The organism is Ideonella sp. (assembly GCF_041287625.1).
Taxonomy (GTDB): Bacteria; Pseudomonadota; Gammaproteobacteria; order Burkholderiales; family Burkholderiaceae_C; genus Ideonella.
Genome location: NZ_JBGGNH010000060.1, coordinates 1 through 24,672, shown reverse-complemented (window position 1 = coordinate 24,672; position 24,672 = coordinate 1). Strand labels below are relative to the sequence as shown.

General features: G+C 67.8%; 31 protein-coding genes, 1 tRNA gene and 1 pseudogene. 19 read left to right on the top strand and 14 right to left on the bottom strand.

Features of this window, described 5'->3' with window-relative positions; all coding sequences use genetic code 11:
• Positions 1 to 40: 40 nt before the first annotated feature.
• Entirely contained in the window at positions 41 to 2,152 is a 2,112-nt protein-coding gene (locus ACAH41_RS22500) for an ATP-binding protein (RefSeq protein WP_325651518.1), read from the top strand.
• A gap of 67 nt (positions 2,153 to 2,219) precedes the next feature.
• Entirely contained in the window at positions 2,220 to 2,357 is a 138-nt protein-coding gene (locus tag ACAH41_RS22495; protein WP_325651516.1) for a hypothetical protein, read from the top strand.
• Between the two features lie 98 nt (positions 2,358 to 2,455).
• Here ACAH41_RS22495 and ACAH41_RS22490 read toward each other — a convergent pair whose 3' ends face one another.
• Positions 2,456 to 2,710, bottom strand: coding sequence for an acyl-CoA-binding protein (locus tag ACAH41_RS22490; protein WP_325651514.1), 255 nt, complete (start codon positions 2,708 to 2,710; stop codon positions 2,456 to 2,458).
• A 185-nt stretch (positions 2,711 to 2,895) separates the two neighbouring features.
• Here ACAH41_RS22490 and ACAH41_RS22485 point away from each other — a divergent pair, with 185 nt between their 5' ends.
• The 6 genes from ACAH41_RS22485 (at position 2,896) to hisD (ending at position 8,318) form a co-directional block, all read left to right on the top strand.
• Positions 2,896 to 3,834 carry an ABC transporter ATP-binding protein gene (locus tag ACAH41_RS22485; RefSeq protein WP_325651513.1) on the top strand — a complete coding sequence of 313 codons (939 nt, stop codon included), beginning with the start codon at positions 2,896 to 2,898 and terminating at the stop codon, positions 3,832 to 3,834.
• Positions 3,831 to 4,625, top strand: coding sequence for an ABC transporter permease (locus ACAH41_RS22480; protein ID WP_370538477.1), 795 nt, complete (start codon positions 3,831 to 3,833; stop codon positions 4,623 to 4,625). Before ACAH41_RS22485 ends, ACAH41_RS22480 begins: the two co-directional genes overlap by 4 nt.
• A gap of 38 nt (positions 4,626 to 4,663) precedes the next feature.
• Positions 4,664 to 4,948: a BolA family protein gene (locus ACAH41_RS22475; protein ID WP_325651510.1), complete on the top strand. Its 285-nt coding sequence runs from the start codon at positions 4,664 to 4,666 to the stop codon at positions 4,946 to 4,948.
• 104 nt (positions 4,949 to 5,052) lie between these two features.
• On the top strand, positions 5,053 to 6,351 hold the full coding sequence (gene murA, locus ACAH41_RS22470; RefSeq protein ID WP_370538476.1) for a UDP-N-acetylglucosamine 1-carboxyvinyltransferase: 1,299 nt from the start codon (positions 5,053 to 5,055) through the stop codon (positions 6,349 to 6,351).
• Position 6,352: 1 nt separating this feature from the next.
• Positions 6,353 to 6,991 (top strand): ATP phosphoribosyltransferase, encoded by a 639-nt coding sequence (gene hisG / locus ACAH41_RS22465; protein ID WP_325651508.1) that lies wholly within the window; start codon positions 6,353 to 6,355, stop codon positions 6,989 to 6,991.
• Between the two features lie 7 nt (positions 6,992 to 6,998).
• Positions 6,999 to 8,318 carry a histidinol dehydrogenase gene (hisD, locus tag ACAH41_RS22460; RefSeq protein ID WP_325651506.1) on the top strand — a complete coding sequence of 440 codons (1,320 nt, stop codon included), beginning with the start codon at positions 6,999 to 7,001 and terminating at the stop codon, positions 8,316 to 8,318.
• A 16-nt stretch (positions 8,319 to 8,334) separates the two neighbouring features.
• Here hisD and ACAH41_RS22455 read toward each other — a convergent pair whose 3' ends face one another.
• Positions 8,335 to 8,745 (bottom strand): type II toxin-antitoxin system VapC family toxin, encoded by a 411-nt coding sequence (locus ACAH41_RS22455; protein ID WP_325651504.1) that lies wholly within the window; start codon positions 8,743 to 8,745, stop codon positions 8,335 to 8,337.
• Complete coding sequence (locus ACAH41_RS22450; RefSeq protein ID WP_325651502.1) at positions 8,742 to 9,002, bottom strand: AbrB/MazE/SpoVT family DNA-binding domain-containing protein; 261 nt, start codon at positions 9,000 to 9,002, stop codon at positions 8,742 to 8,744. The genes ACAH41_RS22455 and ACAH41_RS22450 overlap by 4 nt, the downstream gene beginning before the upstream one ends.
• A gap of 110 nt (positions 9,003 to 9,112) precedes the next feature.
• On the opposite strand from ACAH41_RS22450, the gene ACAH41_RS22445 reads away from it, so the two are divergent.
• The 6 genes and pseudogenes from ACAH41_RS22445 (at position 9,113) to hisA (ending at position 13,121) form a co-directional block, all read left to right on the top strand.
• Positions 9,113 to 9,346 carry a CopG family transcriptional regulator gene (locus ACAH41_RS22445; RefSeq protein ID WP_325651500.1) on the top strand — a complete coding sequence of 78 codons (234 nt, stop codon included), beginning with the start codon at positions 9,113 to 9,115 and terminating at the stop codon, positions 9,344 to 9,346.
• A complete protein-coding gene (locus tag ACAH41_RS22440; RefSeq protein WP_325651498.1) occupies positions 9,343 to 9,828 on the top strand; it encodes a PIN domain-containing protein in 486 nt (161 codons plus the stop codon). The genes ACAH41_RS22445 and ACAH41_RS22440 overlap by 4 nt, the downstream gene beginning before the upstream one ends.
• On the top strand, positions 9,828 to 10,913 hold the full coding sequence (gene hisC, locus ACAH41_RS22435) for a histidinol-phosphate transaminase (RefSeq protein ID WP_325651496.1): 1,086 nt from the start codon (positions 9,828 to 9,830) through the stop codon (positions 10,911 to 10,913). The genes ACAH41_RS22440 and hisC overlap by 1 nt, the downstream gene beginning before the upstream one ends.
• 22 nt (positions 10,914 to 10,935) lie before the next feature.
• Complete coding sequence (gene hisB / locus ACAH41_RS22430; RefSeq protein WP_370538475.1) at positions 10,936 to 11,538, top strand: imidazoleglycerol-phosphate dehydratase HisB; 603 nt, start codon at positions 10,936 to 10,938, stop codon at positions 11,536 to 11,538.
• A gap of 86 nt (positions 11,539 to 11,624) precedes the next feature.
• A pseudogene (hisH, locus tag ACAH41_RS22425) lies at positions 11,625 to 12,281 on the top strand (imidazole glycerol phosphate synthase subunit HisH); the annotation flags it as partial.
• Positions 12,282 to 12,374: 93 nt separating this feature from the next.
• Positions 12,375 to 13,121, top strand: coding sequence for a 1-(5-phosphoribosyl)-5-[(5-phosphoribosylamino)methylideneamino]imidazole-4-carboxamide isomerase (hisA, locus tag ACAH41_RS22420; RefSeq protein WP_325651493.1), 747 nt, complete (start codon positions 12,375 to 12,377; stop codon positions 13,119 to 13,121).
• Here hisA and ACAH41_RS22415 read toward each other — a convergent pair.
• Together ACAH41_RS22415 and ACAH41_RS22410 are read right to left on the bottom strand one after the other, a co-directional pair.
• Positions 13,055 to 13,489: a ribbon-helix-helix domain-containing protein gene (locus ACAH41_RS22415; RefSeq protein ID WP_325651492.1), complete on the bottom strand. Its 435-nt coding sequence runs from the start codon at positions 13,487 to 13,489 to the stop codon at positions 13,055 to 13,057. The genes hisA and ACAH41_RS22415 overlap by 67 nt on opposite strands.
• A gap of 124 nt (positions 13,490 to 13,613) precedes the next feature.
• Positions 13,614 to 14,195 carry a DJ-1/PfpI family protein gene (locus ACAH41_RS22410; protein ID WP_325651490.1) on the bottom strand — a complete coding sequence of 194 codons (582 nt, stop codon included), beginning with the start codon at positions 14,193 to 14,195 and terminating at the stop codon, positions 13,614 to 13,616.
• Between the two features lie 131 nt (positions 14,196 to 14,326).
• On the opposite strand from ACAH41_RS22410, the gene hisF reads away from it, so the two are divergent.
• From hisF to ACAH41_RS22390, 4 genes are read left to right on the top strand one after another with little or no spacing between them, the layout of a single operon-like run.
• Complete coding sequence (hisF, locus tag ACAH41_RS22405; RefSeq protein ID WP_325651488.1) at positions 14,327 to 15,109, top strand: imidazole glycerol phosphate synthase subunit HisF; 783 nt, start codon at positions 14,327 to 14,329, stop codon at positions 15,107 to 15,109.
• Complete coding sequence (gene rsmD / locus ACAH41_RS22400; RefSeq protein ID WP_325651487.1) at positions 15,106 to 15,759, top strand: 16S rRNA (guanine(966)-N(2))-methyltransferase RsmD; 654 nt, start codon at positions 15,106 to 15,108, stop codon at positions 15,757 to 15,759. The genes hisF and rsmD overlap by 4 nt, the downstream gene beginning before the upstream one ends.
• Positions 15,760 to 15,789: 30 nt before the next feature.
• On the top strand, positions 15,790 to 16,296 hold the full coding sequence (coaD, locus tag ACAH41_RS22395) for a pantetheine-phosphate adenylyltransferase (protein WP_325651485.1): 507 nt from the start codon (positions 15,790 to 15,792) through the stop codon (positions 16,294 to 16,296).
• A gap of 31 nt (positions 16,297 to 16,327) precedes the next feature.
• Complete coding sequence (locus ACAH41_RS22390; protein ID WP_325651484.1) at positions 16,328 to 16,618, top strand: YfhL family 4Fe-4S dicluster ferredoxin; 291 nt, start codon at positions 16,328 to 16,330, stop codon at positions 16,616 to 16,618.
• Positions 16,619 to 16,622: 4 nt separating this feature from the next.
• Here ACAH41_RS22390 and ACAH41_RS22385 read toward each other — a convergent pair whose 3' ends face one another.
• From ACAH41_RS22385 to ACAH41_RS22375, 3 genes are all read right to left on the bottom strand, one after another.
• The gene (locus tag ACAH41_RS22385; protein WP_325651482.1) at positions 16,623 to 17,138 is read right to left on the bottom strand and encodes a hypothetical protein; all 516 of its coding nucleotides are present in this window, start codon (positions 17,136 to 17,138) and stop codon (positions 16,623 to 16,625) included.
• Positions 17,139 to 17,203: 65 nt separating this feature from the next.
• Positions 17,204 to 17,863 carry an aminoacyl-tRNA hydrolase gene (gene pth / locus ACAH41_RS22380; protein ID WP_325651479.1) on the bottom strand — a complete coding sequence of 220 codons (660 nt, stop codon included), beginning with the start codon at positions 17,861 to 17,863 and terminating at the stop codon, positions 17,204 to 17,206.
• Positions 17,860 to 18,834, bottom strand: coding sequence for a LysR family transcriptional regulator ArgP (locus ACAH41_RS22375; RefSeq protein ID WP_325651477.1), 975 nt, complete (start codon positions 18,832 to 18,834; stop codon positions 17,860 to 17,862). The genes pth and ACAH41_RS22375 overlap by 4 nt, the downstream gene beginning before the upstream one ends.
• Before the next feature lie 214 nt (positions 18,835 to 19,048).
• On the opposite strand from ACAH41_RS22375, the gene ald reads away from it, so the two are divergent.
• Positions 19,049 to 20,161, top strand: a complete 1,113-nt coding sequence (gene ald, locus ACAH41_RS22370) for an alanine dehydrogenase (protein WP_325651475.1) — start codon at positions 19,049 to 19,051, stop codon at positions 20,159 to 20,161.
• Between the two features lie 93 nt (positions 20,162 to 20,254).
• On the opposite strand, the gene ACAH41_RS22365 is transcribed toward ald, so the two are convergent.
• The 6 genes from ACAH41_RS22365 to ACAH41_RS22340 form a co-directional block, all read right to left on the bottom strand.
• On the bottom strand, positions 20,255 to 20,875 hold the full coding sequence (locus ACAH41_RS22365) for a 50S ribosomal protein L25/general stress protein Ctc (RefSeq protein ID WP_325651473.1): 621 nt from the start codon (positions 20,873 to 20,875) through the stop codon (positions 20,255 to 20,257).
• Between the two features lie 101 nt (positions 20,876 to 20,976).
• The gene (locus ACAH41_RS22360) at positions 20,977 to 21,942 is read right to left on the bottom strand and encodes a ribose-phosphate pyrophosphokinase (protein WP_370538474.1); all 966 of its coding nucleotides are present in this window, start codon (positions 21,940 to 21,942) and stop codon (positions 20,977 to 20,979) included.
• Between the two features lie 94 nt (positions 21,943 to 22,036).
• Positions 22,037 to 22,113: transfer RNA gene (locus tag ACAH41_RS22355), tRNA-Gln, on the bottom strand.
• 36 nt (positions 22,114 to 22,149) lie between these two features.
• Positions 22,150 to 23,070 (bottom strand): 4-(cytidine 5'-diphospho)-2-C-methyl-D-erythritol kinase, encoded by a 921-nt coding sequence (ispE, locus tag ACAH41_RS22350; protein ID WP_370538473.1) that lies wholly within the window; start codon positions 23,068 to 23,070, stop codon positions 22,150 to 22,152.
• Between the two features lie 10 nt (positions 23,071 to 23,080).
• On the bottom strand, positions 23,081 to 23,614 hold the full coding sequence (locus ACAH41_RS22345) for a lipoprotein insertase outer membrane protein LolB (RefSeq protein WP_370538472.1): 534 nt from the start codon (positions 23,612 to 23,614) through the stop codon (positions 23,081 to 23,083).
• 43 nt (positions 23,615 to 23,657) lie between these two features.
• The coding region (locus tag ACAH41_RS22340; RefSeq protein WP_370538471.1) for a tetratricopeptide repeat protein at positions 23,658 to 24,672 on the bottom strand (1,015 nt) is incomplete at its 5' end.

Here is a 24,672-nt window from a genome sequence, read left to right as displayed (position 1 = left end):
TGCACGTGTGACACGCCGGGCAGCGTCGCGCCGGCATGGAATGGACACGATGGCCTCTCGAACTCTCCAGCCGCCGAAGCGGCCCGTCAAGACGTCCCTGCGTGGCCGGCGCGCCGGGGTGGTCAAGGCGCCGCCCCAGGGGGCGGAGGCCCAGCGATACAGGGCGCTCTTTGAAGCCAACCCTCTGCCGATGTGGGTCTATGACCTGCGGACGCTGAGCTTCCTCGATGTCAACGAGGTGGCTTGCCAGAAGTACGGCTACACGCGGGACGAGTTCCTGGCGATGACCATCCGCGACATCCGGCCGCCGGAAGACGTGCTCGCGGTGGAGCACTCGGTTCGGCTCACGCCGGCCGAGGTCTTCAACAGCGGTGTGTGGCGCCACCGGCTCAGGGATGGGCGGCTGATCTATGTCGAGATCACGTCGCATGAGCTGGTGTACGCAGGCCGCACCGCCCGCTTCGTGGCGCCGCTGGATGTGACGCTGCGGGTGCAGGCGGAGGCTGCCTTGCGCGAGCGGGAGGCCGGGCTGCGCCGAGCCCAGGTCATGGCCAGGCTCAGCCACGTCGTGACAGGCCCCGAGGGTGCCTTCGAGCGATGGTCCGACACCTTGCCGGTGTTGGCCGGTTGCATCGACCCGGACATGCCCCGCACGACGCGCGACTGGATGAATCGCCTGGTGCATGCCGACGACCGTGCCGCCTACCGCAGTGCCAGCCTCGAGGCGGCGCGCACCCGCGCCAAGGTCGAGCTGGAATACCGCCTGGTGCGCGCCGATGGTGAAGTCGTGCAGGTGGCGCAGGTCATCGAACCGCTCGAGGATGCGGCCGAGGTGGGCGGCGGCCTGCGCTGGTTCAGCACCTTGCAGGACGTGACCGTGCAGAAGGCCGTCGAAGCCGCGATGCGTGGCCTCAATGAGCAACTGGAAGCCCGGGTGGCCGTGCGCACCGCGCAGCTGGAGGCGTCCAACCGCGAGTTGGTGGCCGCCACCCGCACGGCCCAACGCGCCAACCAGGCCAAAAGCGAGTTCCTGAGTCGCATGAGCCATGAGCTGCGCACGCCGCTGAACGCCATCATGGGTTTTTCGCAGCTGCTGGCGCTGCCCAACCATGGCTTCCCGCCCGATCGCCAGGCCGTCTTCAATGCCCACATCCACAAGGCGGGCGAGCACCTGCTGACGCTGGTCAGCGAACTGCTCAACCTGGCGCAGATCGAGGCCGGCAAGCTGCAACTCGACCTGCAGAGCCTGCCGCTTGGCGAGCTGCTCGCCGAGTGCCAGGTCATGGTCATGCCGCAGGCCCAGGCACGCGGCCTGCGCACGCATTTCGAGCTGCCGGCGGCGACGCTCGCCGTGGTGGCGGACCGCACGCGGCTCAAGCAGGTGCTGCTGAACCTGTTGTCCAACGCCATCAAGTACAACCGGCCCGGTGGCGCGCTGGATGTGCGGGTGCGGCCCTCGGGGGCCGAGCACGTTCGCATCGACGTGCGGGACGGCGGGCCGGGGCTGCAGCCGGAGCAGGTCACCCAGCTGTTCGAGGCCTTCAATCGCCTGGGCCGTTCCAGCCAGGGGCCGGACGCGGTGGAGGGCACCGGGCTGGGCCTGGTCGTCACCCGGCACCTTGTGGAGCTGATGGGCGGCCGCATCGGCGTGGACAGCCAGCCCGGCGTGGGCAGCTGCTTCTGGTTCGAACTGGCGGGCAGCGCGGTCGCGCCTCGCGCCCCGGCGCCGAACTCCGCCGCCGCTCCGGCCAGCGCGCAGCCCGGCATGCGGCCCGAACGCACCGTGCTGCTGGTGGAAGACGACCTGCCCAGCCAGGGCCTGGTGCGGGCGCTGCTTGAACACAGGCCAGACCTGCGGCTCATCACCGCCAGCAACGGGCGCGAAGGCGTGGCGCTGGCACTGGCCCATGCGCCGCAGGTCATCCTGATGGACAACCGCATGCCCGAACTGACCGGCCGCGAAGCGTTGCAGCAGCTGGCGGGCGACCCGCGCACCGCTCACATTCCGGTGATCGCGATCAGCGCGGGTTCCGAAGCCATGCCCACGTTCGACGGCGAGCCGGTCCACTGGTTCCGCCGCATCGCCAAGCCCTTCCACCAAGGCGACCTGCTCGCCGCGATCGACGACGCCATCCTGCGTGGCGACGCCTGAACCGCCGGCCCTGCGACGGAACGCCAGGGCCCATCGCTGCCGCCGGCCATTGCGCCACCCTCGCGCCATGGCCCTCGAACCCGGACGCTGTTTCGGTCACGCGACACCGCCGCGCCCTGGCACGCTGCCCGACCTGACGCTGCGCCGCGGCACCGCGACCTTGCAGTGGCAGCTCAGGCCGGAGAAGCTGCTGCTGGGCGGCTGAGCGGTTTGGCGCCACCGGCTTTGCGAGCCCCCATCGGTGGACGCAGATCACGCCACGTTGCGCTTCCCGGCCGATGCAATGCGGCGAATTCAAATGGTTTACTTCAGCGACTCGATCAGGTCGATGTAGGCCTGCATCGCCTGCTCGGGCGTCTGGCCCTTGAGGCCGTTCCAGGCGTCCCACTTGGCGCGGCCGACGAAGTCGGTCATGCCGGGGCGCTCGCTGTCCACGTCGCCAGTGCTGGCCTGCTTGTACAGCGCGTAGATCTTCAGCAGCGTCATGTTGTCCGGCTTTTCCGGCAGCTGCTTGCTCTCTGCCACCGCGGTTTCGAATTCGGTCTTGAGATCGGACATCGGAGTTCTCCTTTTTGGCTGGCTTGCCCGCGACTTTTCGCAGGCTTGTGACGCGCCGGATCTTAACGACGCGGCCCTGCCGCGCCGGTGACCGAAGCGGCCAAAATCGGGGCCGTGCGGTATGCACAAAAGCCGGCGCCCTGCCGGACCCGGGCCTTTGCTGCGGCTCCCTACAATCGCGCCCCATGCCAGCTGTCTCCTTCCAGGGCGTCGCGAAGACCTACCAAGGCGCCCGCGGTGCATTTCGTGCGCTTGACGGGGTGTCCTTCGACATTGCGCAAGGCGAATTCTTCGGCTTGCTGGGGCCCAACGGCGCCGGCAAGACCACCTTGATCAGCATCCTCGCCGGGCTGGCTCGCGCCACCGAAGGCCGGGTCAAGGTCATGGGCCATGACGTGGTCGACGACTACGCACGCGCTCGCCGGGCACTGGGCATCGTGCCGCAGGAGCTGGTGTTCGACCCGTTTTTCTCGGTGCGCGAATGCCTGCGCATCCAGAGCGGCTACTTCGGCGTGAAGGACAACGACGACTGGATCGACGAGCTGCTCGCCGGCCTGGGCTTGGCCGACAAGGCCCACGCCAACATGCGCCAGCTCTCCGGCGGCATGAAGCGCCGGGTGCTGGTGGCGCAGGCGCTGGTGCATCGGCCGCCGGTCATCGTGCTGGACGAGCCGACCGCTGGCGTCGACGTCGAGCTGCGCCAGACGCTGTGGCATTTCGTCGCCCAGCTGAACCGCGAAGGCGCCACGGTGCTGCTGACCACGCATTACCTTGAAGAAGCCGAGGCGCTGTGCCACCGCATCGGCATGCTGAAGAGCGGCCGGCTGGTGGCGCTGGAGCGCACCACCGACCTGCTGGCCGCCACGGCCGTCAGCATGCTGCGCTTCAAGACCGATGACGCGCTGCCGGCCGACCTGGCTGCGCAGGCGCGTGTGACCGGCCGCATCGCGCAGATCGCCGCGCGCGACGCGAGCGAAGTGGAAACCGTGCTGGCCCGGCTGCGCGCCGCCGGCGTGCGGGTGGAAGACCTGGAGATCGGTCGTGCCGACCTGGAAGACGTGTTCCTGAACATCATGAAAACCGATGCCGTCCCGGCCTCGCAGGCGCTGAAGGTGGCCGTATGAAGCCGGTCGACACCTCGCCGCCGCCGCCTCATGTGCTGGACGGCACCGGCACGCTGTTCCGCAAGGAAGTGCTGCGCTTCTGGAAAGTCGCCTTCCAGACGGTGGGCGCGCCGGTGCTGACCGCCGTGCTGTACCTGCTGATCTTCGGCCATGCGCTGCAGGACCATGTGCTGGTCTACGGCCGCGTCGGCTACACCGCGTTCCTGATCCCCGGCCTGGTGATGATGAGCGTGTTACAGAACGCCTTTGCGAACACCTCCTCCAGCCTGATCCAGAGCAAGATTTCCGGCAACCTGGTGTTCCTGCTGGTCAGCCCGCTGTCGCACTGGGCCTGGTTCATCGCCTACGTCGGCGCGTCCATCGTGCGCGGCCTGGCCGTGGGCCTGGGCGTGCTGGTGGTCACGGTGTGGTTCTCGCCGCCGGGGCTGGTCAACGGGCTGTGGGTGCTGGTGTTCGCTGTGCTGGGCGCCGCGCTGATGGGTGCGCTGGGGCTGATCGCCGGGCTGTGGGCCGAGAAGTTCGACCAGATGGCGGCCTTCCAGAACTTCCTGGTGATGCCGATGACCATGCTGGCCGGGGTTTTCTACTCGGTGCAGTCGCTGCCCAGCGTATGGCTGGTGATCAGCCACTTCAACCCGTTTTTCTACATGATCGACGGCTTCCGCCACGGCTTCTTCGGCGTCAGCGACGTGTCGCCGTGGATCAGCCTGGCCGTGGTGGGCGGCGCGTTCATTGCGGTTTCGGCACTGACGCTTCGACTGCTGAAGTCTGGCTACAAGCTCCGCAACTGAACCGTGTTGATCCCGCCTCGGCGATAATCGCGCCCATCATGGCCAATCCCACCCCCGCCCAGTTGCACGCGTACATCGCCGCCGGTCTCGGCTGCGAGCACCTGGAAGTGCAGGGCGACGGCCAGCACTTCTACGCCACCATCGTGTCCGCCGAATTCGACGGACTGCCCCGCGTGCGCCGCCACCAGCGTGTGTATGCGGCGCTGGGGGATCGCATGCGGGCGGAGATCCACGCCCTGTCGATGAAGACCCTGACCCCCGCCGAATGGGCCGCACAAGGCCCCGAAGCCGGGCTGCAAGCGCCCGCCGAGCACCGCCATTGAACCTGCCCGCGGGCCAGCTGGCCGCGGGCAGACGTTGGTGGCGTCGCGAAGGCGATGTGGCCGGTCTGCCCCAGCAGCGTGCCCGCCTCACGAGAACCACCATCATGGACAAACTTCTGATCCGCGGCGGCCGCCGCCTGCAGGGCGAGGTGCTGATCTCCGGCGCCAAGAATGCCGCGCTGCCCGAACTGTGCGCCGCGCTGCTGTCGCCTGAGCCGGTGCTGCTGACCAACGTGCCCAAGCTGCAGGACGTGGCCACCACGCTGAAGGTGCTGCGCCAGCTGGGCGCCACCGCCGAGCGTTCGGACACCGCGACCGACCAGGTGCGCATCGACGCCAGCCAGATCACCACCACCGTCGCGCCCTATGAGCTGGTGAAGACCATGCGCGCGTCCATCCTGGTGCTGGGCCCGCTGCTGGCGCGCTTCGGTACGGCCACCGTGTCCCTGCCCGGCGGCTGCGCCATCGGCTCGCGGCCGGTGGACCAGCACATCAAGGGCCTGCAGGCGATGGGCGCCGAGATCGTCGTCGAGCACGGTGACATCAAGGCCCAGGCCCCATTGAATGCGGCTGGCCAGCGCCGGCTGCGCGGTGCCCGCATCACGACCGACATGGTCACCGTGACCGGCACCGAAAACCTGCTGATGGCCGCGGTGCTGGCCGAGGGTGAAACGGTGCTGGAAAACGCCGCGCAGGAGCCTGAGATCCCCGACCTGGCCGAGATGCTGATCGCCATGGGCGCGAAGATCGAAGGCCACGGCAGCGCGCGCATCGTGATCCAGGGCGTGGAGAAGCTGCATGCGCCGATGGTCAACGGCGTGCTTGGCCACCGCATCATCCCGGACCGCATCGAGGCCGGCACCTTCCTCTGCGCCGTGGCCGCCACCGGTGGGGACGTGACGCTGAAGAGCGCCCGTGCCGACCACCTGGGCGCAGTGATCGACAAGCTGCGCGAAGCCGGCGCCACCATCAGCGCGGGTGCTGACTGGATCCGCGTGCAGGCCGACGCACGGCCCAAGGCCGTGAGCTTCCGCACCAGCGAGTACCCAGCCTTCCCGACCGACATGCAGGCCCAGTTCATGGCAGTGAACTGCGTGGCCGATGGCGCCGCGAAGATCAGCGAGACCATCTTCGAGAACCGCTTCATGCACGTCAACGAGCTGGTCCGCCTGGGCGCGAAGATCACCGTCGACGGCCACACCGCGATGGTCACCGGTGTCCAGCGCCTGTCCGGCGCCACCGTGATGGAGACCGACCTGCGCGCCTCGGCCAGCCTGGTCATCGCCGGCCTGCTGGCCGAGGGCGACACCACGGTGGACCGCATCTACCACCTGGACCGCGGCTACGACCGCATGGAAGCCAAGCTGCGCGGCATCGGCGCCGACATTGAAAGAGTGTCCTGACATGCTGACCCTCGCACTCTCCAAGGGCCGCATCTTCGAAGAGACGCTGCCGCTGCTGGCGGCGGCTGGCATCCGCGTCACCGAAGACCCGGAAAAAAGCCGCAAGCTGATCCTGCCGACCAATCGCGACGACGTGCGCGTGGTGCTGGTGCGCGCCACCGACGTGCCGACCTACGTGCAGTACGGCGGCGCCGACCTGGGCGTGGCCGGCAAGGACGTGCTGCTGGAGCATGGCGGCGAAGGCCTGTACCAGCCGCTGGACCTGAACATCGCCAAGTGCCGCATGAGCGTGGCGGTGCGCGATGACTTCGACTACGCCAGTGCGGTGAAACAGGGCTCGCGCATCCGCGTGGCCACCAAGTACACCGAGGTCGCCCGCCAGCACTTTGCCGACAAGGGCGTGCACGTGGACCTCATCAAGCTCTACGGCTCGATGGAGCTCGCGCCGCTGACCGGGCTGGCCGATGCCATCGTCGACCTGGTCTCGACCGGCTCGACGCTGAAGGCCAACCACCTGGTCGAGGTCGAACGCATCATGGAGATTTCGTCGCGCCTGGTCGTCAACCAGGCCGCGCTGAAGCTCAAGCGCGACCTGCTGCGCCCGCTGATCGACACCTTCGCCGCTGCCATTCCAGCTTGAATTCGCCATGCCCGCCCTGAACCTGCGCCCGCTCGCCACCACCGCCGCCGACTTCGAAACCGAGTTCGCCCGGCTGCGCCATTGGTCGGCCGATGCGGATGCGGCCATCGAGCAGCGCGTGGCCGAGATCCTGGCGGACGTGCAGCAGCGTGGCGACGCCGCGGTGCTCGAATACACCGCGCGCTTCGACGGCGTGCAGGCCGAATCGGTCGCCGCGCTGGAGCTGACGCGCGAAGAGCTGAAAGCCGCGTTCGAGGCCATCACGCCTGCGCAGCGCAGCGCGCTGCAGGCCGCTGCCGAGCGTGTGCGCAGCTACCACGAGCGCCAGCTGCAGGCCTCCGGCCAGAGCTGGCAGTACCGCGATGAAGACGGCACGCTGCTGGGCCAGAAGGTCACGCCGCTGGACCGCGTGGGCATCTATGTGCCGGGCGGCAAGGCGGCCTATCCGTCCTCGGTGCTGATGAACGCGATTCCGGCCCATGTGGCCAGCGTCGGCGAAATCATCATGGTCGTGCCCACGCCAAGAGGTGAAAAGAACCCGCTGGTGCTGGCTGCCGCCTACGTGGCCGGCGTGCACCGCGTGTTCACTGTCGGTGGTGCGCAAGCCGTGGCCGCGTTGGCCTACGGCACCGCGACGATTCCTGGCGTCGACAAGGTCACCGGCCCCGGCAACGCCTATGTGGCCAGTGCCAAGCGCCGCGTTTTCGGCCAGGTCGGCATCGACATGATCGCCGGTCCCAGCGAGATCCTGGTGCTGGCCGATGGCACGACGCCGGCCGACTGGGTCGCGATGGACCTGTTCAGCCAGGCCGAGCACGACGAACTGGCGCAGAGCATCCTGCTGTGTCCGGACGCCGGCTACCTGGACCAGGTGCGCGCCGCCATCGAGCGCTTGTTGCCCGAAATGCCGCGCCAGGCCGTGATCCGCGCCAGCCTCGAAGGCCGCGGTGCGCTGATCCACACCCGCTCGATGGAAGAAGCCTGCGAGATCAGCAACCGCATCGCGCCCGAGCACCTGGAAGTCTCCAGCGCCGACCCGCACCGCTGGGAACCGCTGCTCCGGCACGCCGGCGCCATCTTCCTCGGCGCCTTCACCAGCGAAAGCCTGGGCGACTACTGCGCCGGCCCCAACCACGTGCTGCCCACGGCCGGTACCGCCCGCTTCTCGTCCCCGCTCGGCACCTACGACTTCCAGAAGCGCAGCAGCCTGATCGAGGTCAGCGAGCAGAGCGCGCAGGTGCTGGGGGTGATTGCGGCTGAGCTGGCGTATGGCGAAGGCCTGCAGGGCCATGCGCGGGCGGCTGAGATGCGGCTGATCAAGCGCTGATCTGCGCGCGGGCGGTTCAGGCGGCCCAGTTCTCCAGCGCCAGGCCTTCGATGCGCTCGAACTCGCGCAGGTTGTTGGTCACCAGCGTGGCCTTTTCGCTGAGTGCGTGACAGGCGATCCACAGGTCATTGGCACCAATCGGCGTGCCGGCCGTCTTCAGTCGCAAGGCCTGGGTTGCGTAGTGTTCGCACAGGCCGGACTGCAGGCCGAGCAGCACCGGCACTTCCCGCGCCAGGGCATCCAGCCGCTGGCGCACCTCAGCCGCGCGTGTGCTGCCTGCGGCCCCCTTGAGCAATTCGGCCCAGGTGACGAAGGACATGCACAGGCTGTCGTTGCTCGCGAGGGCATTGACCCGTTCCACCACCGACGCCGGCTTGTGCTTGATCAAGTAGATCAGGATGTTGGTGTCCAGCATGTAGCGGGTCACAGTGGCTCCCGCTCCTGCACGGGTTGCGGTGTGTCGTCCGCCAGCGCTGCGACAAGGGCATCTGCCATGTCGGCGTCGAAGCCATCGAGCGCGCGCAGCAAGGCCTGACCTCGCGCTTCAGGCAGCGGATGGATCAGCAGGTCGCCATTGGCGGTACGGGTGATTTCCACGCGTTGCGTGTCCAGCCGGAATTCCTGCGGGATGCGCACCGCCTGGCTGTTGCCATTCATGAAGACGCGGCTGGCCAAGGTGCTCATGATGTTTGTGTGTACAGGGATGTGTGTATTCTGATCCTGGCCGGTTCTTCTGACAAGTTGGGCGCCACGAACTTCGTGCAGCACGAACTTCGTGTTATTCTTTGTTCGCGATGAAAAACGTGACCGTCACGATGGAAGACGCAGTGGCCGACTGGGCGCGCATGGAAGCGGCCAGGCGCAACACCAGCGTCTCGCGGCTGATCGGCGAGATGCTGGCTGAGAAGATGCGGCATGACGACGCGTATGTGCGAGCGATGCGTGAGGTGCTGGACTTCGAGAGTTTCGGCAAGTCGGATGGGCAATATCCGAAGCGGCAGGCGCCTGCGGATCGGGGCGCCGAATGAGCAGTCCGCCGTCGGTCACCGTGCTGGTCGACAGCCACCTGTTGCTGCATGCGGTGGATGACCTGGACCCGGCCAAGCGCGACCAGGCGCGCGCCTGGATCGCCGCCTGCTGGACGCGGCGCTGTGGCCGCGTCAGCACCCAGGTGCTCAACGAGTTTTATTTCCACGCCCGCAAGAAGTTCTCGTCGGCCAATGCGGCCGGCGATGCGCGCGCCGTGGTGCGCCGCTACCAGCACTGGAAGCCGTGGGCGGCGGATCAGGCCACGGTGGAAACCGCCTGGGCCATCGAGAGCCGCTACGGACTGGGCTATTGGGACGCGCTGATCGTCGCTTCCGCCCAGCACCAGGGCTGTCGCTACGTGCTCTCCGAAGACATGCCGCAGGATCAATTGATCGACGGCGTGATGATCGTCAATCCTTTCCTCGTCGGCCCCGAACTGCTGGATGCGCCAGCCCCCGCCTGGGCCAAGGACCTCGCCTGATGACCGCTTCCCTGCCTGACCGCATGACCCGCTACCTCCGTGCCGACGTGCAAGGCATGCATGGCTATGCCGTGCAGCCCAGCGCCGGCATGGTGAAGGTGGACACGATGGAGAACCCGTTTGGCCTGCCAGCGGAACTGCGCCGCCGGCTGGGCGAGCGGCTGGCCGAGGTGGCGTTGAACCGCTATCCGGCCGAGCGTGGCGAGGTGCTGAGGAGCGAACTGGCGCGCCATGCGCAGATGCCGGCCGGCAACGACATCATGCTGGGCAACGGCTCGGACGAGTTGATCAGCCTGCTGACGCTGGCGGCCGACGTGCCGGGCAACGTGGTGCTGGCACCGCTGCCGGGCTTCGTGATGTACGAGATGAGCGCGAAGCTGCAGGGGCTGAAGTTCGTCGGCGTGCCGCTGACGGCCGACTTCCAGCTCGACGGCCAGTCCATGCTCGCTGCCGTGCGCGAGCACCAGCCGGCGCTGGTCTGGCTGGCCTACCCGAACAACCCGACGGCCAGCCTGTGGGATGACGATGTCATCGAGGCCATCATCGAAGCAGCACCGGGCCTCGTGGTGATGGACGAGGCCTACCAGCCGTTTGCCTCGCGTGATTCGCTGGACCGTTTGAAGCGCCACGAGCACGTGCTGCTGATGCGCACGATGAGCAAGTTCGGCCTGGCCGGCGTGCGCATCGGCTACCTGATCGGCCGCCAGCCGCTGATCGCCGAGATCGACAAGCTGCGCCCGCCATTCAACATCAGCGTGCTGAACTGCGAGGCGGCGCTGTTCGCGCTGGAACATGCCGACGAATACGCGCGCCAGGCAGCGGTGATCCGCGCCGAGCGCGAGCTGATCTTTGCCGCGCTGAGCGCGATGCCTGAGCTGCAGCCCTTCCCCAGCGAGGCCAACATGGTGCTGGTGCGGGTGCCGGATGCGAAGAAGACCTTCGACGGCCTGAAAGCGCGCAAGATCCTGGTCAAGAACGTTTCGGCGCTGCATCCGCTGCTGGCCAACTGCCTGCGCATCACCGTGGGCACGCCGGAAGAAAACCAGTTGATGCTGGCGGCCCTGCGCGAAGCACTGCAAGATTGACCCCTTCAAACCCATGAGCCCGATGAGCGACTCTCCCGCCCGCATTGCCGAGGTGCAGCGCAACACCAAGGAAACCCAGATCCGCGTGCGCGTCAACCTGGATGGCTCCGGCCAGGCCAGGCTGAACACCGGCATCGGCTTTTTCGACCACATGCTGGACCAGATCGCCCGCCATGGGTTGATCGACCTGGACATCGAGGCCCAAGGCGACCTGCACATTGACGGCCACCACACGGTGGAGGACGTGGGCATCACGCTGGGCATGGCAGTTGCCCAGGCGGTGGGCGACAAGAAGGGCTTGACCCGTTACGGCCACAGCTACGTGCCGCTGGACGAAGCGCTGTCGCGGGTCGTGGTCGACTTTTCTGGCCGGCCCGGGCTGGCGATGGACGTGAAGTTCACGGCCGGCAGCATCGGCGCCTTCGACACGCAACTGACCTTCGAGTTTTTCCAGGGCTTCGTCAATCACGCACTCGTGAGCCTGCACGTGGACAACCTGAAGGGCCACAACGCGCACCACCAGTGCGAGACCATCTTCAAGGCCTTCGGCCGCGCGCTGCGCCTGGCGATGACGCTGGATCCGCGCTCGGCCGGCATGATTCCTTCCACGAAGGGGACGCTGTGAGCGCGCAGAGCGGGCCGAGCGCCGGGCCGTCCCAAGCCGGCTCGCATCCCCTTGGGGGATCGGCGAACGTACCCGTTCGCCGAGGGGCCAAAACAGTAGCCGTTGTCGACTACGGGATGGGCAATTTGCGCTCGGTCTCGCAGGCGGTGCAGCATGTCGCAGCCGACAGCGGATTCGACGTGATCGTCACCTCGCGCCCTGAGGACGTGCGCGCTGCCGAGCGCGTGGTGCTGCCGGGCCAGGGGGCGATGCGCGACTGCATGCGCGAGCTGCGCGACTCGGGGCTGCAGGAAGCCGTGCTGGAAGCCGCCCGCAGCAAGCCGCTGATGGGCGTGTGCGTGGGCATGCAGATGCTGCTGGACCATTCCGACGAGCAGGACACGCCGGGCCTGGGCCTGATCCCCGGCCAGGTGCACCGATTCGAGCTGGCCGGTCGCCTGCAACCCGACGGCAGCCGCTACAAGGTGCCGCAAATGGGCTGGAACCAGGTCTGGCAGCAGGCGCATGACGGGGCGGCGCACCCGATCTGGGCGGGCGTGCCGGACGGCGCGTACTTCTACTTCGTGCACAGCTACTATGCGGCGCCGTCAGCCTCGCGCCACATTGCGGGCGCTGCCGATTACGGCAAACGCTTTACCTGCGCCGTCGCTGACGATAATATTTTTGCCACGCAGTTCCATCCAGAAAAAAGTGCGGCCCACGGGTTGGCGCTGTACCGCAACTTCTTGCACTGGATCCCCTGACCGGCTTTGGTGCCGGCGCCCGATCCGCACCCGTTGGCGGCAGTTTGCACCTCCGGGATCCCGCTTCGATTTTTCACTCGTGCTCACGGAGCCATGCTGCTGATCCCTGCGATCGATCTGAAAGACGGTCAATGCGTCCGCCTCCAACAAGGCGACATGAATGTTTCCACCACTTTTGGCGAGGACCCGGCCGCAATGGCCAGACGCTGGCTGGAGGCCGGCGCCCGGCGCCTGCACCTGGTGGACCTGAACGGCGCATTTGCCGGCAAGCCAATCAACGAGGGCGCAATCAAGGCCATCCTGAAGGAGGTGGGCGCCGACATCCCCGTGCAACTGGGCGGCGGCATCCGCGACCTGGACACCATCGAGCGTTACCTGGATGACGGGCTGAGCTTTGTCATCATCGGCACGGCCGCGGTGAAGAGCCCCGGTTTCCTGCGCGATGCCTGCTCGGCCTTCGGCGGCCACATCATCGTCGGCCTGGATGCCAAGGACGGCAAGGTCGCCACCGATGGCTGGAGCAAGCTGACCGGCCACGAGGTGGTGGACCTGGCGAAGAAGTTCGAGGACTACGGCGTCGAAGGCATCATCTACACCGACATCGGCCGCGATGGCATGCTGACCGGCATCAACATCGAAGCCACGGTGAAGCTGGCGCAGGCGCTCAGCATCCCGGTCATCGCCTCTGGTGGCCTGGCCGGCATGGGCGACATCGACGCGCTCTGCGCCGTCGAAAGCGAAGGCGTGGAAGGCGTGATCTGCGGCCGCTCGATCTACACCGGCGCGCTGGACTTCGCCGCCGCGCAAGCCCGGGCCGACGCGCTGAAGGACGTGGTCTGAACACCCGCCGCTGAACTGCCGCGCCAGTGCGGCGGCAGCGCCTGCAGCACCTGCTGCGGGTTCAGCGTGCGGATCGGCACGCGGGTGTCCGCCGGAATGCCCTGGTGCGCCAGCAGCGCCTCGTAGCGCAGCGCGCTGACCCGCAGGAACGACGCGAAATTGCCGGCTTCGCCGCGGGCGGCGATCAACTCGTCATAGAGCTTTTCGATCAGCTGCACCACGCCCATGCCGTCGCGCCCGGCAATCTCTTCCAGCACGTCCCAGAACAGGTTTTCCAGCCGGATGCTGGTGACCACGCCATGCAGCCGCACCGAACGCGTGCGGCTGTCATAGCCCTCGGGATCGGCGCCGATGAAGATTTCGCACATCGAAGAACCCTTTGTTGATGCCGCGCTTGGCTTTGTGCCTGAGCCAGGAGACTCTACGCCGCCCGCCGCGCCGCTTCAATCGGGTCCCTGCCGGCCGGCGGGTCAGCAGGCCGGCAGGCGGTTTTCACAGGCTGATGCGGGTGCCCAGCACGGTGAGGAACTGCGAGATCCAGGCCGGGTGCGCCGGCCAGGCGGGCGCGGTGACCAGGTTGCGGTCGGTGACGGCCGCGTCCATCGCAATGCCCTTGTACTCGGCGCCTGCCAGTTCCACTTCCACCTGGCAGGCCGGGTAGGCCGAGACGATGCGGCCCTTGATCATGCCGGTGGCGGCCAGCAGCTGCGCGCCGTGGCAGACCGCGGCGATGGGCTTGTCGGCCTTCAGGAAGTGCCGGGTGATCTCGACCACGCGGGCGTTCATGCGCAGGTACTCGGGTGCACGGCCGCCGGGAATCACCAGTGCGTCGTACTGCTCGGGCTTCACGTCGGCAAAGGTCGCATTCAGCGCAAAACGGTGGCCAGGCTTTTCGCTGTAGGTCTGCGCGCCTTCGAAGTCATGGATCGCCAGGATCACCGTGTCGCCGGCCTTCTTGTCCGGCGCCACCGCGTGCACCGTGTGGCCCACGGCCTGCAGTGCCTGGAACGGCACCATGGTTTCGTAGTCTTCGCCGTAGTCGCCGCACAGCATCAGGATCTTCTTTGCCATCATGGTCTCCTTGGAATGAGGGGCCAGCCGGCGGCTGGTGACGACGATTTTTCGCGCCTGGCCGCGGCGATGGGTAACAGCCCGTTGTGTCATGGCCGCGGCCTTGATCGTCGGGCATCTGTGACAATCGGCACATGCTCGCCAAACGAATCATTCCCTGCCTGGACGTCACCGGCGGCCGTGTCGTCAAAGGCGTCAACTTCGTCGAGTTGCGAGACGCCGGGGACCCGGTCGAGATCGCCGCGCGCTACAACGAGCAGGGCGCCGACGAACTGACCTTCCTGGACATCACCGCGACCAGCGATGGCCGTGACCTGATCCTGCCCATCATCGAGGCGGTCGCGTCGCAGGTGTTCATTCCGCTGACGGTGGGCGGTGGCGTGCGTGCGGTGGAAGACGTGCGTCGGCTGTTGAATGCCGGGGCCGACAAGGTCAGCTTCAACTCCGCTGCCATCGCCAATCCGCAGGTCATCCGCGATGCGTCCGACAAGTACGGCGCGCAGGCCATCGTCGTCGCCATCGACGCCAAGCGCCGCGTGGGCGACGAACTGGCCGCCAAAGGCCCCGGCTGGGATGTCTACAGCCACGGCGGGCGCAAGAACACCGGGCTGGATGCCGTTGAATGGGCAACCCGCATGGCGGCGCTGGGCGCGGGCGAGATCCTGCTGACCAGCATGGACCGCGACGGCACCAAGAGCGGCTTCGACCTGGCGCTGACCCGTGCGGTCTCCGACGCCGTGCCGGTGCCGGTGATCGCCTCGGGCGGCGTCGGCGCGCTGGAGCACCTGGTCGAAGGCATCCAGATCGGCGGTGCCGACGCGGTGCTGGCCGCCAGCATCTTCCATTACGGTGAGTTCACCGTCGGCCAGGCCAAGGCCCGGCTGGCACAGGCCGGCGTGCCAGTGAGGCCCGCATGAAGCCCCCGGTGACCAAGTCCGCTCCAAAGCGCGGTAAGCCGCCGGCCGCGCCGCTCAAGCGGGCCGCTGCAAAAGGCGCGCCGAATGCAAGGCACGAGGTTCGCATCGTCGGCGGCCAATGGCGGCGCAGCCTGCTGCCGGTGGCCGACAAACCAGGCCTGCGGCCCACGCCCGACCGCGTGCGCGAAACCCTGTTCAACTGGCTGGGCCAGGACTTGAGCGGCTGGCGCGTGCTGGACGCATTTGCCGGCACCGGCGCGCTGGGTTTCGAGGCGGCGTCGCGCGGCGCCGCCGAAGTGCTGCTGATGGAGCAGGACGCGGCGCTGGTCACGTCGTTGAATGCCTCCCGCATCCGCCTCAAGGCTGAAGCCGTGTTGCGCGTGCAGCGCGGCGATGCGCTGGCCTGGTTGCGCGGTGCGGCGCCGCAAAGCCTGGAACTGGTGTTGCTGGATCCACCGTTCGACAGCGTGCTGCTGGCGCCGGCCCTGCTGGCCGCGGCGCGTGTCGTGGTGCCGGATGGTTTTGTCTACGTCGAGTCCGGCGAAGCTTTGGCCGAGCCGCTGCCGGCCGGCCTGGTGCTGTACCGCCAGGGCCGTGCCGGCGCGGTGCACCATGCGCTGCTGCAGCGTGTCGCCGAGCAGCCCGCCTGAAGTCGTTTCCTGCCTTGAAGGACTGACCCGATGAGCGCCACCACCTCCGTCACCGCCGTCTACCCTGGCACTTTCGACCCGATGACGCTGGGCCACCAGGACCTGATGCGCCGGGCCAGCAAGCTGTTCGACAGGCTGATCCTCGCGGTTGCGGCCGGCCACCACAAGCGCACGATGTTCTCCGCAGAAGAGCGGCTGGAGATTGCGACCGAGTTGGCGCGGCCCTACCCGAACGTCGAAGTGATTCCCTTCAGCGGACTGCTGCGCGACTTTGTGGTCGACAAGGGCGGCCGCGTCGTCGTGCGTGGGCTGCGTGCGGTGAGCGATTTCGAATACGAGTTCCAGATGGCCGGCATGAACCGCCAGCTGATGCCGGACGTCGAAACGCTGTTCCTCACGCCCAGCGACCAGTACCAGTTCGTCAGCGGTACTTTTGTGCGCGAGATTGCCACCCTCGGCGGCGATGTCTCCAAGTTTGTGGCACCTTCGGTGCTGGAGCGGCTCAAGGAACGGGTCGCCCGAACGAAGGACGCATGAAACCGAACGACGACTGCACTGGAGCGCTGAGATGGCGTTGATGATCACCGATGAGTGCATCAACTGCGACGTCTGCGAGCCCGAATGCCCCAACGAGGCGATCTCGATGGGCGAGCTGTATTACGTCATCGACCCCGCCAAGTGCACCGAATGCGTCGGCCACTTCGGCGAGCCGCAGTGCGTGCAGGTTTGCCCGGTGGAGTGCATTCCGATCAATCCCGAGCATGTTGAAACCCAGGACCAGCTGCACCGCAAGTACCTGAACCTGGTGGCGCTGGCGCTGCGGCCCGGCGAGCCGCTGCCGACGGGCTCGCAGGGCTGAAGCGCTACTTCTTCTTGGGCGCGGGTTGCTGCGCCACCACCGCCGCGGACGCGGCCGGTTTGGCGGAGGACGGCACGTACACCACGGTCGGGCAGCCCGACTTCGACTTGCCGCTTTTCTTCTTCTCGCCCGGCGCAAGTTCCACGTAGACCGGGCTGGGGCAGGCCAGCACGACCGGCTCGCCGGCTTCGGCTTCCTTCTTCGCGGACTTCGCGGCGGCCTTGCGTGCATGCTCCCCGGCGGCATCGTCTTGGGCGCGTGCCTTGGCGTCAGCCGCTTCCTGGCGGTGGCGATCGTCGGTCAGCTGGTCGGCCAGGTGCTGCTCGGCATCCGCCCGCTCCTGGGCCTGGCGACGCTGTTCATCGCTGGGTGCCGGCGCCGTGCTGATGGCCTTGCCGCCTTCGCATGGCACTTGCTGGTAGGTCTGGCCGCAGCGGTAGATCATCGCTGCCTGGCTGCCGCTGGCGGCGGTCAACAGCCCGGCCGCGATGGCCAGCAGGCTCAAGCATGGGTTGCGCATCATCTGTCCTCCCTGTTTTTGAAACATCCCTCAGCGGCGGATTTTTCCGCGCCGCCGACGGTCTGTCATTCACCCACAGGTGGGGATGCGGGCGGCAGTTCGGGTTTGCCGGCGGCCGGTTCGGGGCGCGGCGGCTTGGGCCTTGGCGGTTTTGCGTGGATCTTCGCCATCGCCTTGTCCATGCTGCCGGCCAGCATCAGTGGCAGCGTGGCCAGCGAGTCGTCGATCATTTTCTCGATTCCCTCGCGCTCGGCCTGCGGCGGCTTGCGCAGCACGTACGCCGCGACCTCGCTCTTCACGCCCGGGTGGCCAATGCCCAGCCGCAGGCGCCAGAAGTCACCGCTGCCGAGCTGGGCCTGGATGTCTTTCAGCCCGTTGTGGCCGCCATTGCCGCCGCCCAGCTTCAGCTTCATCTGGCCGGGCGGAACGTCCAGTTCGTCGTGCACGACCAGGATCTCGCCGGGCAGGATCTTGAAGAAGCGCGCCAGCGGCGCGACCGACTTGCCCGAGAGGTTCATGTAGGTCATGGGCTGCAGCAGCCAGACGGGGCTGCCGTCGGCTGCGGCGCCGTTCACCCGCGCCACCATGCCGTGGTAGGCCCGGTCTGGCTGCAGGCTGCCGCCGAGTTGCCGTGCGGCCTGGTCCACCCACCAGAAACCGGCGTTGTGCCGGGTGTCTTCGTATTCCGTCCCGGGATTGCCCAGGCCCACGATCAGTCGAATCATGGGGCGGCATTATCCGGCGAGGCCACTGCCGCCGGTGCTGGCGCGGCGAGCACCGCACCGGCGCCCCGAAGCAGCGCATGGCCGATCTGGTCCATCAGGCTGGCGGGCGACGCAGGCCCCTGGCCCTGCTCGGCGCTGAGCTTCCATTGGTGCCAGTACAGCGCCACATCCAATGTGATCTCTGGCTTCAGCGGCGCGAGCCGGCCGTCGTCCATCATCGGCTTGGCCAGCAGCTCCGGCAGCACCGCAATGCCCCAGCCCATCGCCGCGGCGCGTGCGCCAGCTTCGCTGCTGGGCACGTAGCGCTCCTTCAGCCTCGGCTCGCGCACGCCAAAGGCCTGCGAGACCCACTGCGCCTGCATGTCGTCCTTGCGGTTGAAGACGATGAAGGGCAGGTGGGCGAAGTTGCCGGCGTGCAGCCCGTCCGGCAGCGCCTTGGCAATGAAGGCCGGGCTGGCCGCCGCCACGTAGCGCATGCGGCCCAGCGGCTGGCAGGCGCAGCCGCGCAGGGCCTGCGAGACGGTGCTCACGCAGCCCAGCACCTCGCCTTGGCGCAGCCAGTCGTGCGTGAAGTCCTGGTCGTCGACGATCAGCTCTACGCCGTAGCCCTGGCGCTGGCCGGCGCGCACCAGCGGGTCCAGCGCCGGCAGCACCCAGGTGGCCAGGCTGTCGGCATTGACCGCAATCGGCAGCCGCTCCTCGCGGCCCAGCGTGGCGCCCAGCTCGCGCGCGGCATCGGCGCGCAGCGCCTGCATCTGCCTGGCGTAGCGCAGCAGCACCTTGCCGGGCTCGGTCAGCCGCAGTGGCCGAGCCCGCACCACCAGCAGGTGGCCGACATGGCTTTCCAGCGAGCGCAGCCGCTGCGACACGGCCGACTGGGTGATGGCCAGCAGCTGCGCGGCCTTGTCGAAGCTGCCGGCCTCGGCCAGCGCGGCCAGGCAGTCCAGGCCAGCAGGGTCCAGGGCGTTCATTGCAGGCGGGCCGGGGCGTTCATCAGGTCGGCTAATGTAACGGCGACTCCGCCCAGCCTGGGGCGGTGTTACCCGAGCTTTCGGCGCAGCGTCATCGCCAGCGCCGCGGCCCATCAGCACGGCTTATGGCGCTGGAGACTTGGCGATGCCGCTGGTCAAGCGCTCGCGGCTGTTTCCAAATGCTCAGGTTCCCAACACAACAAGGAGACAAGCCATGCGTGTCGGTGTACCCAAGGAGATCAAGAACCATGAATACCGCGTCGGCTTGACGCCGGCCAGCGTGCGCGAGTTCGCGGCCCGCGGGCACGAGGTGTTCGTGCAGAGTGGCGCGGGCGCGTCCATTGGCCTGGCGGACGAGCACTACGCCGCCGCCGGCGCCACGCTGCTCAAGGAGGCGGCTGAGGTCTTCGCCCGGGCCGAGATGATCGTCAAGGTCAAGGAGCCGCAGCCGGCCGAGTGCGCGATGCTGCGCGAAGGCCAGATCCTCTACACCTACCTGCACCTGGCGCCGGACCCGGAGCAGACCGCCGCACTGCTGCGCTCGGGCGCCATCTGCATCGCCTACGAGACCATCACCGGCCCGCAAGGCGGCCTGCCGCTGCTGGCGCCGATGAGCGAGGTGGCCGGGCGCATGAGCATCCAGGCGGGTGCTGCGCACCTGGAGAAGTCCAAGGGCGGCATGGGCGTGCTGCTGGGCGGCGTGCCGGGCGTAGAGCCCGCGCACGTGCTGATCATTGGCGCGGGCGTGGTCGGCACGCATGCGCTGCAGATGGCCGTGGGCATGGGCGCGCGGGTCACGGTGCTGGACAAGAACGTCGAGCGGCTGCGCCAGCTGGACCTCGTGTTCGGCAACCGCATCAAGACGCTGTATTCCAGCGCCCAGGCGCTGGAGGAAAAGGTGCTGGAGTCGGACCTGGTGATCGGCGGCGTGCTGATCCCTGGCGCCGCGGCGCCCAAGCTCGTGACCCGGCCCATGGTGCGCTGCATGAAAAAGGGTGCGGTGCTGGTGGACGTGGCCATCGACCAGGGCGGCTGCTTCGAAACCTCGCACCCGACCACGCACGCCGAGCCCACCTTCGTGGTCGACGACGTGGTGCACTACTGCGTGGCCAACATGCCCGGCGCCGTGGCCCGCACCTCGACCTTCGCGCTGAACAACGCCACCATCGGCCACGGCCTGGCACTGGCCGACCTGGGCTGGCAGCAGGCGATGCGCGAGAGCCCGCACCTGAAGGCCGGCCTGAACGTGGCGGCAGGCAAGGTCACCTGCGCACCGGTGGCCGCAGCGCTGAACCTGCCGATGACGCATGCCGACACGCTGCTCTGAAGCCGACGATCTCTGGCGAATGCCCATGAAAAAAGCCCCGCACTGCGGGGCTTTTTGTCGGCGAGCCGAAGAAGTTGCGGATCCCGCGAAGGATCACTTCTTCTTCTTGCCCTTCTTGTCTTCGACGACCACGGGGGCGACGATGATTTCTTCTTCGACCTTGGGCTCGGCGACGGACACCAGGACCGGGTCCTTCTTGCCGTGCGTGACAACCTTGACACCAGTCGGCAGGACCAGGTCAGACACGTGCAGGCTCTTGCCTTTGACCAGACCGTTCAAGTCGACGGCGATGAATTCCGGCAGCTGAACGGCCAGGCATTCGATCTCGACTTCGGTCAGGACGTGGCTGACCACGCACTTGTCGGTCTTCACGGCGACCGAGTTTTCTTCGCCCGAGAAGTGCAGCGGCACCTTCTTGTGCAGGCGGGTGGTTTCGTCCACGCGCTGGAAGTCCACGTGCAGGACTTGCTGCTTCCACGGGTGCATCTGGAAGTCACGCAGCAGGACCTTGGTGGTCGCGCCGGCCAGTTCCATCGTCAGGATGGACGAGTGGAAAGCTTCCTTCTTCAGGGCGAAGTACAGGGCGTTGTGATCGAGTTCGATCATGGCGGGGGTGCCGGCGCCAAACACGATGCCGGGAACCTTGCCAGCGCTCCGCAGGCGGCGGCTCGCTCCGGTCCCCTGCAGATTGCGCTCAAAAGCGGTGAATTGCATGAATCTCTCCAATGAGTCGGGGCACCCGCGACCAGGCTGCCCCATTCGAAAAAGGCAGCCCGAGGACTGCCACGAAACGGATCGAAGCCCGGAGGCCGCGATCAGAAATTGTTGTTCTGCTCCGAGAACAAAGAGGTCACCGACTCCCCGTCCGAAATGCGGCGGATTGTCTCGGCGAACAGGAAGGCCACCGACAGCTGGCGGATCTTCTTGCAGGCCTGGCCGGCTTCGCTCAGCGGAATGGTGTTGGTGATGACAACTTCGTCCAGGTGTGAGCCCTTGATGCGCTCGATCGCCGGGCCGGAGAACACCGAGTGCGTGCAATAGGCGAACACATGCTTGGCGCCACGCTCCTTCAGCACCTCGGCGGCTTTGACCAGCGTGCCGGCGGTGTCGATCATGTCGTCCATGATCACGCAGTTGCGGCCGTCGATCTCGCCGATCACGTGCATCACTTCCGACACGTTGGCCTTCGGGCGGCGCTTGTCGATGATGGCCAGGTCGCAGCCGAGCTGCTTGGCCAGCGCGCGGGCGCGCACCACGCCACCCACGTCCGGGCTCACGACGACCAGGTCGTTGTAGTTCTTGGACTTCACGTCGGTCAGCAGGACCGGCGAGGCGTAGATGTTGTCGACCGGGATGTCGAAGAAGCCCTGGATCTGGTCGGCGTGCAGGTCCATCGTGAGCACGCGGTTCACGCCCACGGCTTCGAGCATGTTGGCCACCACCTTGGCGCTGATCGGCACGCGCGTCGAGCGCGGGCGGCGGTCCTGGCGCGCATAGCCGTAGTACGGGATCACCGCGGTGATGCGCCCGGCCGACGCGCGCTTGAGCGCGTCGACCATGATGAAGAGCTCCATCAGGTGCTCGTTCGTCGGCGTGCAGGTGGGCTGCACGACGAAGATGTCGCGCGCACGCACGTTCTGCTGGATCTCGACCGTGACCTCGCTGTCCGAGAAGCGCCCGACGGCCGCGCGGCCGAGTTCGATCCCGAGCGAGGTGGCGATCTCCTGCGCCAGCGCCGGATTCGCATTGCCGGTGAAGATCACGGTGTTGGAGGAGAGCATCACGCCTCCGAGGCGGTCGTTCGTTGGAAAAAGCCTGTCCGATCAAAAAACATGGCGCCCGGAGCGCGGGCGCCATGCTTCCTGGGTAAAGCTTTGGCAGGGGAAGAAGGATTCGAACCTTCGCATGTCGGAATCAAAATCCGATGCCTTAACCAGCTTGGCGACTCCCCTACACCGGTTCGCAGCTCGCGCTGCGCACCTTCAAACTTACGCTTCCCGCCGGGCCCAGCTCGCGAGCGGATGGCGCTCCAGGGAGCGGCACATCCGGCTCGACCAGCCTTGTGGCCAATCGCTCGGCATCGCTGCCGAGGGCACCGGGCCGTCGCCCGCCCGGGCGAAGACCGCGCTTCCCGAACCGGTCATCCGGCCGTTGCCGAACACCGTCTGAAGCCCGGCCACCGCCCGCGACACCTCGGGACAAAGCGCTTCGGCCGCGGCCTGAAGATCGTTTCGCCCGAAACCGTCGTCGAGTTCCGGCTCGGTTTCCCCCGGCAGCGCGGACCCGTCAGACGAGCGCCGTTCGGCCTTGGGAAAGCCCGCGATTCTAGCAGCCTCGACGGCTTTCGCCACCTGCGGGGAGCCGAACACCCGGGCTGTTTCCAGGCCGGCGGCCGGCTTGACGACGGCGAACCAGGCCGGGCGCAGCGTCACCGGGGTTAGCCGCTCGCCGATCCCGCCGACCCGGGCGGGCCGGCCGTCGAGGAAGAACGGCAAGTCGGCGCCGACGGCCAGGCCGATGGGCAGGAGGCGCTCGAGCGGCCAGTCCAGGCCCCAGATGCGGTTGAGCGCCAGCAGGGTGGTGGCGGCGTCGGAGCTGCCCCCGCCGAGCCCGGCACCCGAGGGCAGGCGCTTCTCGATCGAGATGTCGGCGCCGAGCGGCGTTCCGGACGCCTGCTGCAGGGCCCGAGCAGCGCGCAGGCAGAGGTCGTCGGCCGGGAGCGGTTCCCCCAGATCGTGCCGGGCGAGGCGGGCGTCGTCGCGGCGCTCGAAATGGAGGGTGTCGCACCAGTCGATCGGCAGCATCAGCGAATCGATCAAGTGGTAGCCGTCGGCACGCCGGCCGACGACGTGCAGGAACAGGTTCAGCTTGGCCGGCGCTGGCACGTCGTAGAGGGCCGCCAGGCTCATGACCGGTCGCTCACGAGCCGTCGAGTTGGATCCGCACGCCGACCGGCGGCAGCGGCTCGCGCCGGGTGGCCGAGACCGCGCCGGTGGCGAAGCGGGAGAGGTCGACCGTCCAGCCGAGTTGGTCGAAGCCGGCCGCCGTGGCCTGCGGCGTGCTGGCCGCCCCGGGCCAGGGCCGGCCGTGCAGCCAGTCGAACCAGGCCTCGATCGGCACGCTCTCGCCGAGAACCTCCCGGGTCAGAGCGTCGAGATCGGTGAAGCGGCGGCTGCCCTGTGGCGTGACCAGGACCACCGAGCCCGGCTGCCAGCGGGCCTGCGCCAGCATGCTGCCGAGCGGGCTGGAAAGGCCGAGCGAGCCGGCTGAAGCGGTGCCGCGCAGGTCGAAGGCGGCGGCGAGGGAACGGGCCGGCGCCGAGCCGATCGGCTCGACCCGCACGCTCAGCCGACCGGCGAACGTGTCGCCGCCGGTGATCGGCACGGCCGGCTCGAGGCTGGCGCAGCCGGCCAGGAGCAATGCGGCAAGAAGACTGACGAGAAGACGCGTCATCGGCAGGAAGCGGTCGCCACACGCGGCCCCACGCCGCGCCGGATCACAGGTCGACCCGGAGCCGGGCGAGCGTCTCCCGCAGGACGTCGTTGGTGGAATCGCGCGACCGGCCCTCGCGCCAGATCTTGCGAGCCTCCTCGGTCTGGCCGACGCTCCACAGCACCTCGCCGAGGTGCGCGGCGATCTCCGGGTCGGGCCGGGCCTGGTAGGCGGTACGCAGGATCCGGATCGCTTCTTCGCGATTGCCCATCCGGTACTCGACCCAGCCGAGGCTGTCGGTGATGAAGGGCTCGCCCGGGCTCAGCTCGAGCGCCTTCTGGATCAGGCTGCGTGCCTCGGGCAGGCGGAGCTTGCGCTCGGCGAGCGAATAGCCGAGGGCGTTGTAGGCATGGTGATGGTTCGGCTTGAGCTCGATCACCTTGCGCAACAGCCGCTCCATCTCCTCGACGTTGTCCATCTTCTCGACCACCATCGCCTGCTCGTAGAGCAGGTCGGTGTCGTTCGGGAACGCCTTGTTCGCCGCCGCCAGCACCTTGTCGGCCTCGGCCCACTGCTTGGCATCGCGCAGCAACTCGGCCTCGGCGACGTACTTGGCGCGCGCATCGGCGACGGTCTGCTCAGGCACGCGGCGGATCAGCTGGCGCGCCTCGGCCATCTTGCCCTGCTTGGCGAGCAGCGAAGCACGGCGCGACTGGACCTCGAGCGCCCGCTGCGGGTTGTCGATCTTGGCCAGCCAGCGCTCGGCCGCGGCGAAGTCGCGCTGCTGCTCGGCCGCCTGCGCGAGCAGCAGCCAGGCCTGCGTCAGGGCGGCGCTGGCGGTGGGCGGAACATCGTCGTCGCCATCGTCGTCGGCAGCGGCCGGGGCCGAACCCCCCGAGCCGACGGCAGCGCCGCCTTCGACCAGCCGCACGTAGGTCTCGAGAGCGACGGTCGCTTCCTTCGGATGCTTCAGCTCGAGCTCGATCGCGCCGAGCGTGAGCCACGGCGGCGCCAGGTTCGGCTCGCTCTGCGTCAGGGCGGTGACCTGCGCCTGGGCATCGGTCAGGCGCTGCGAGCTG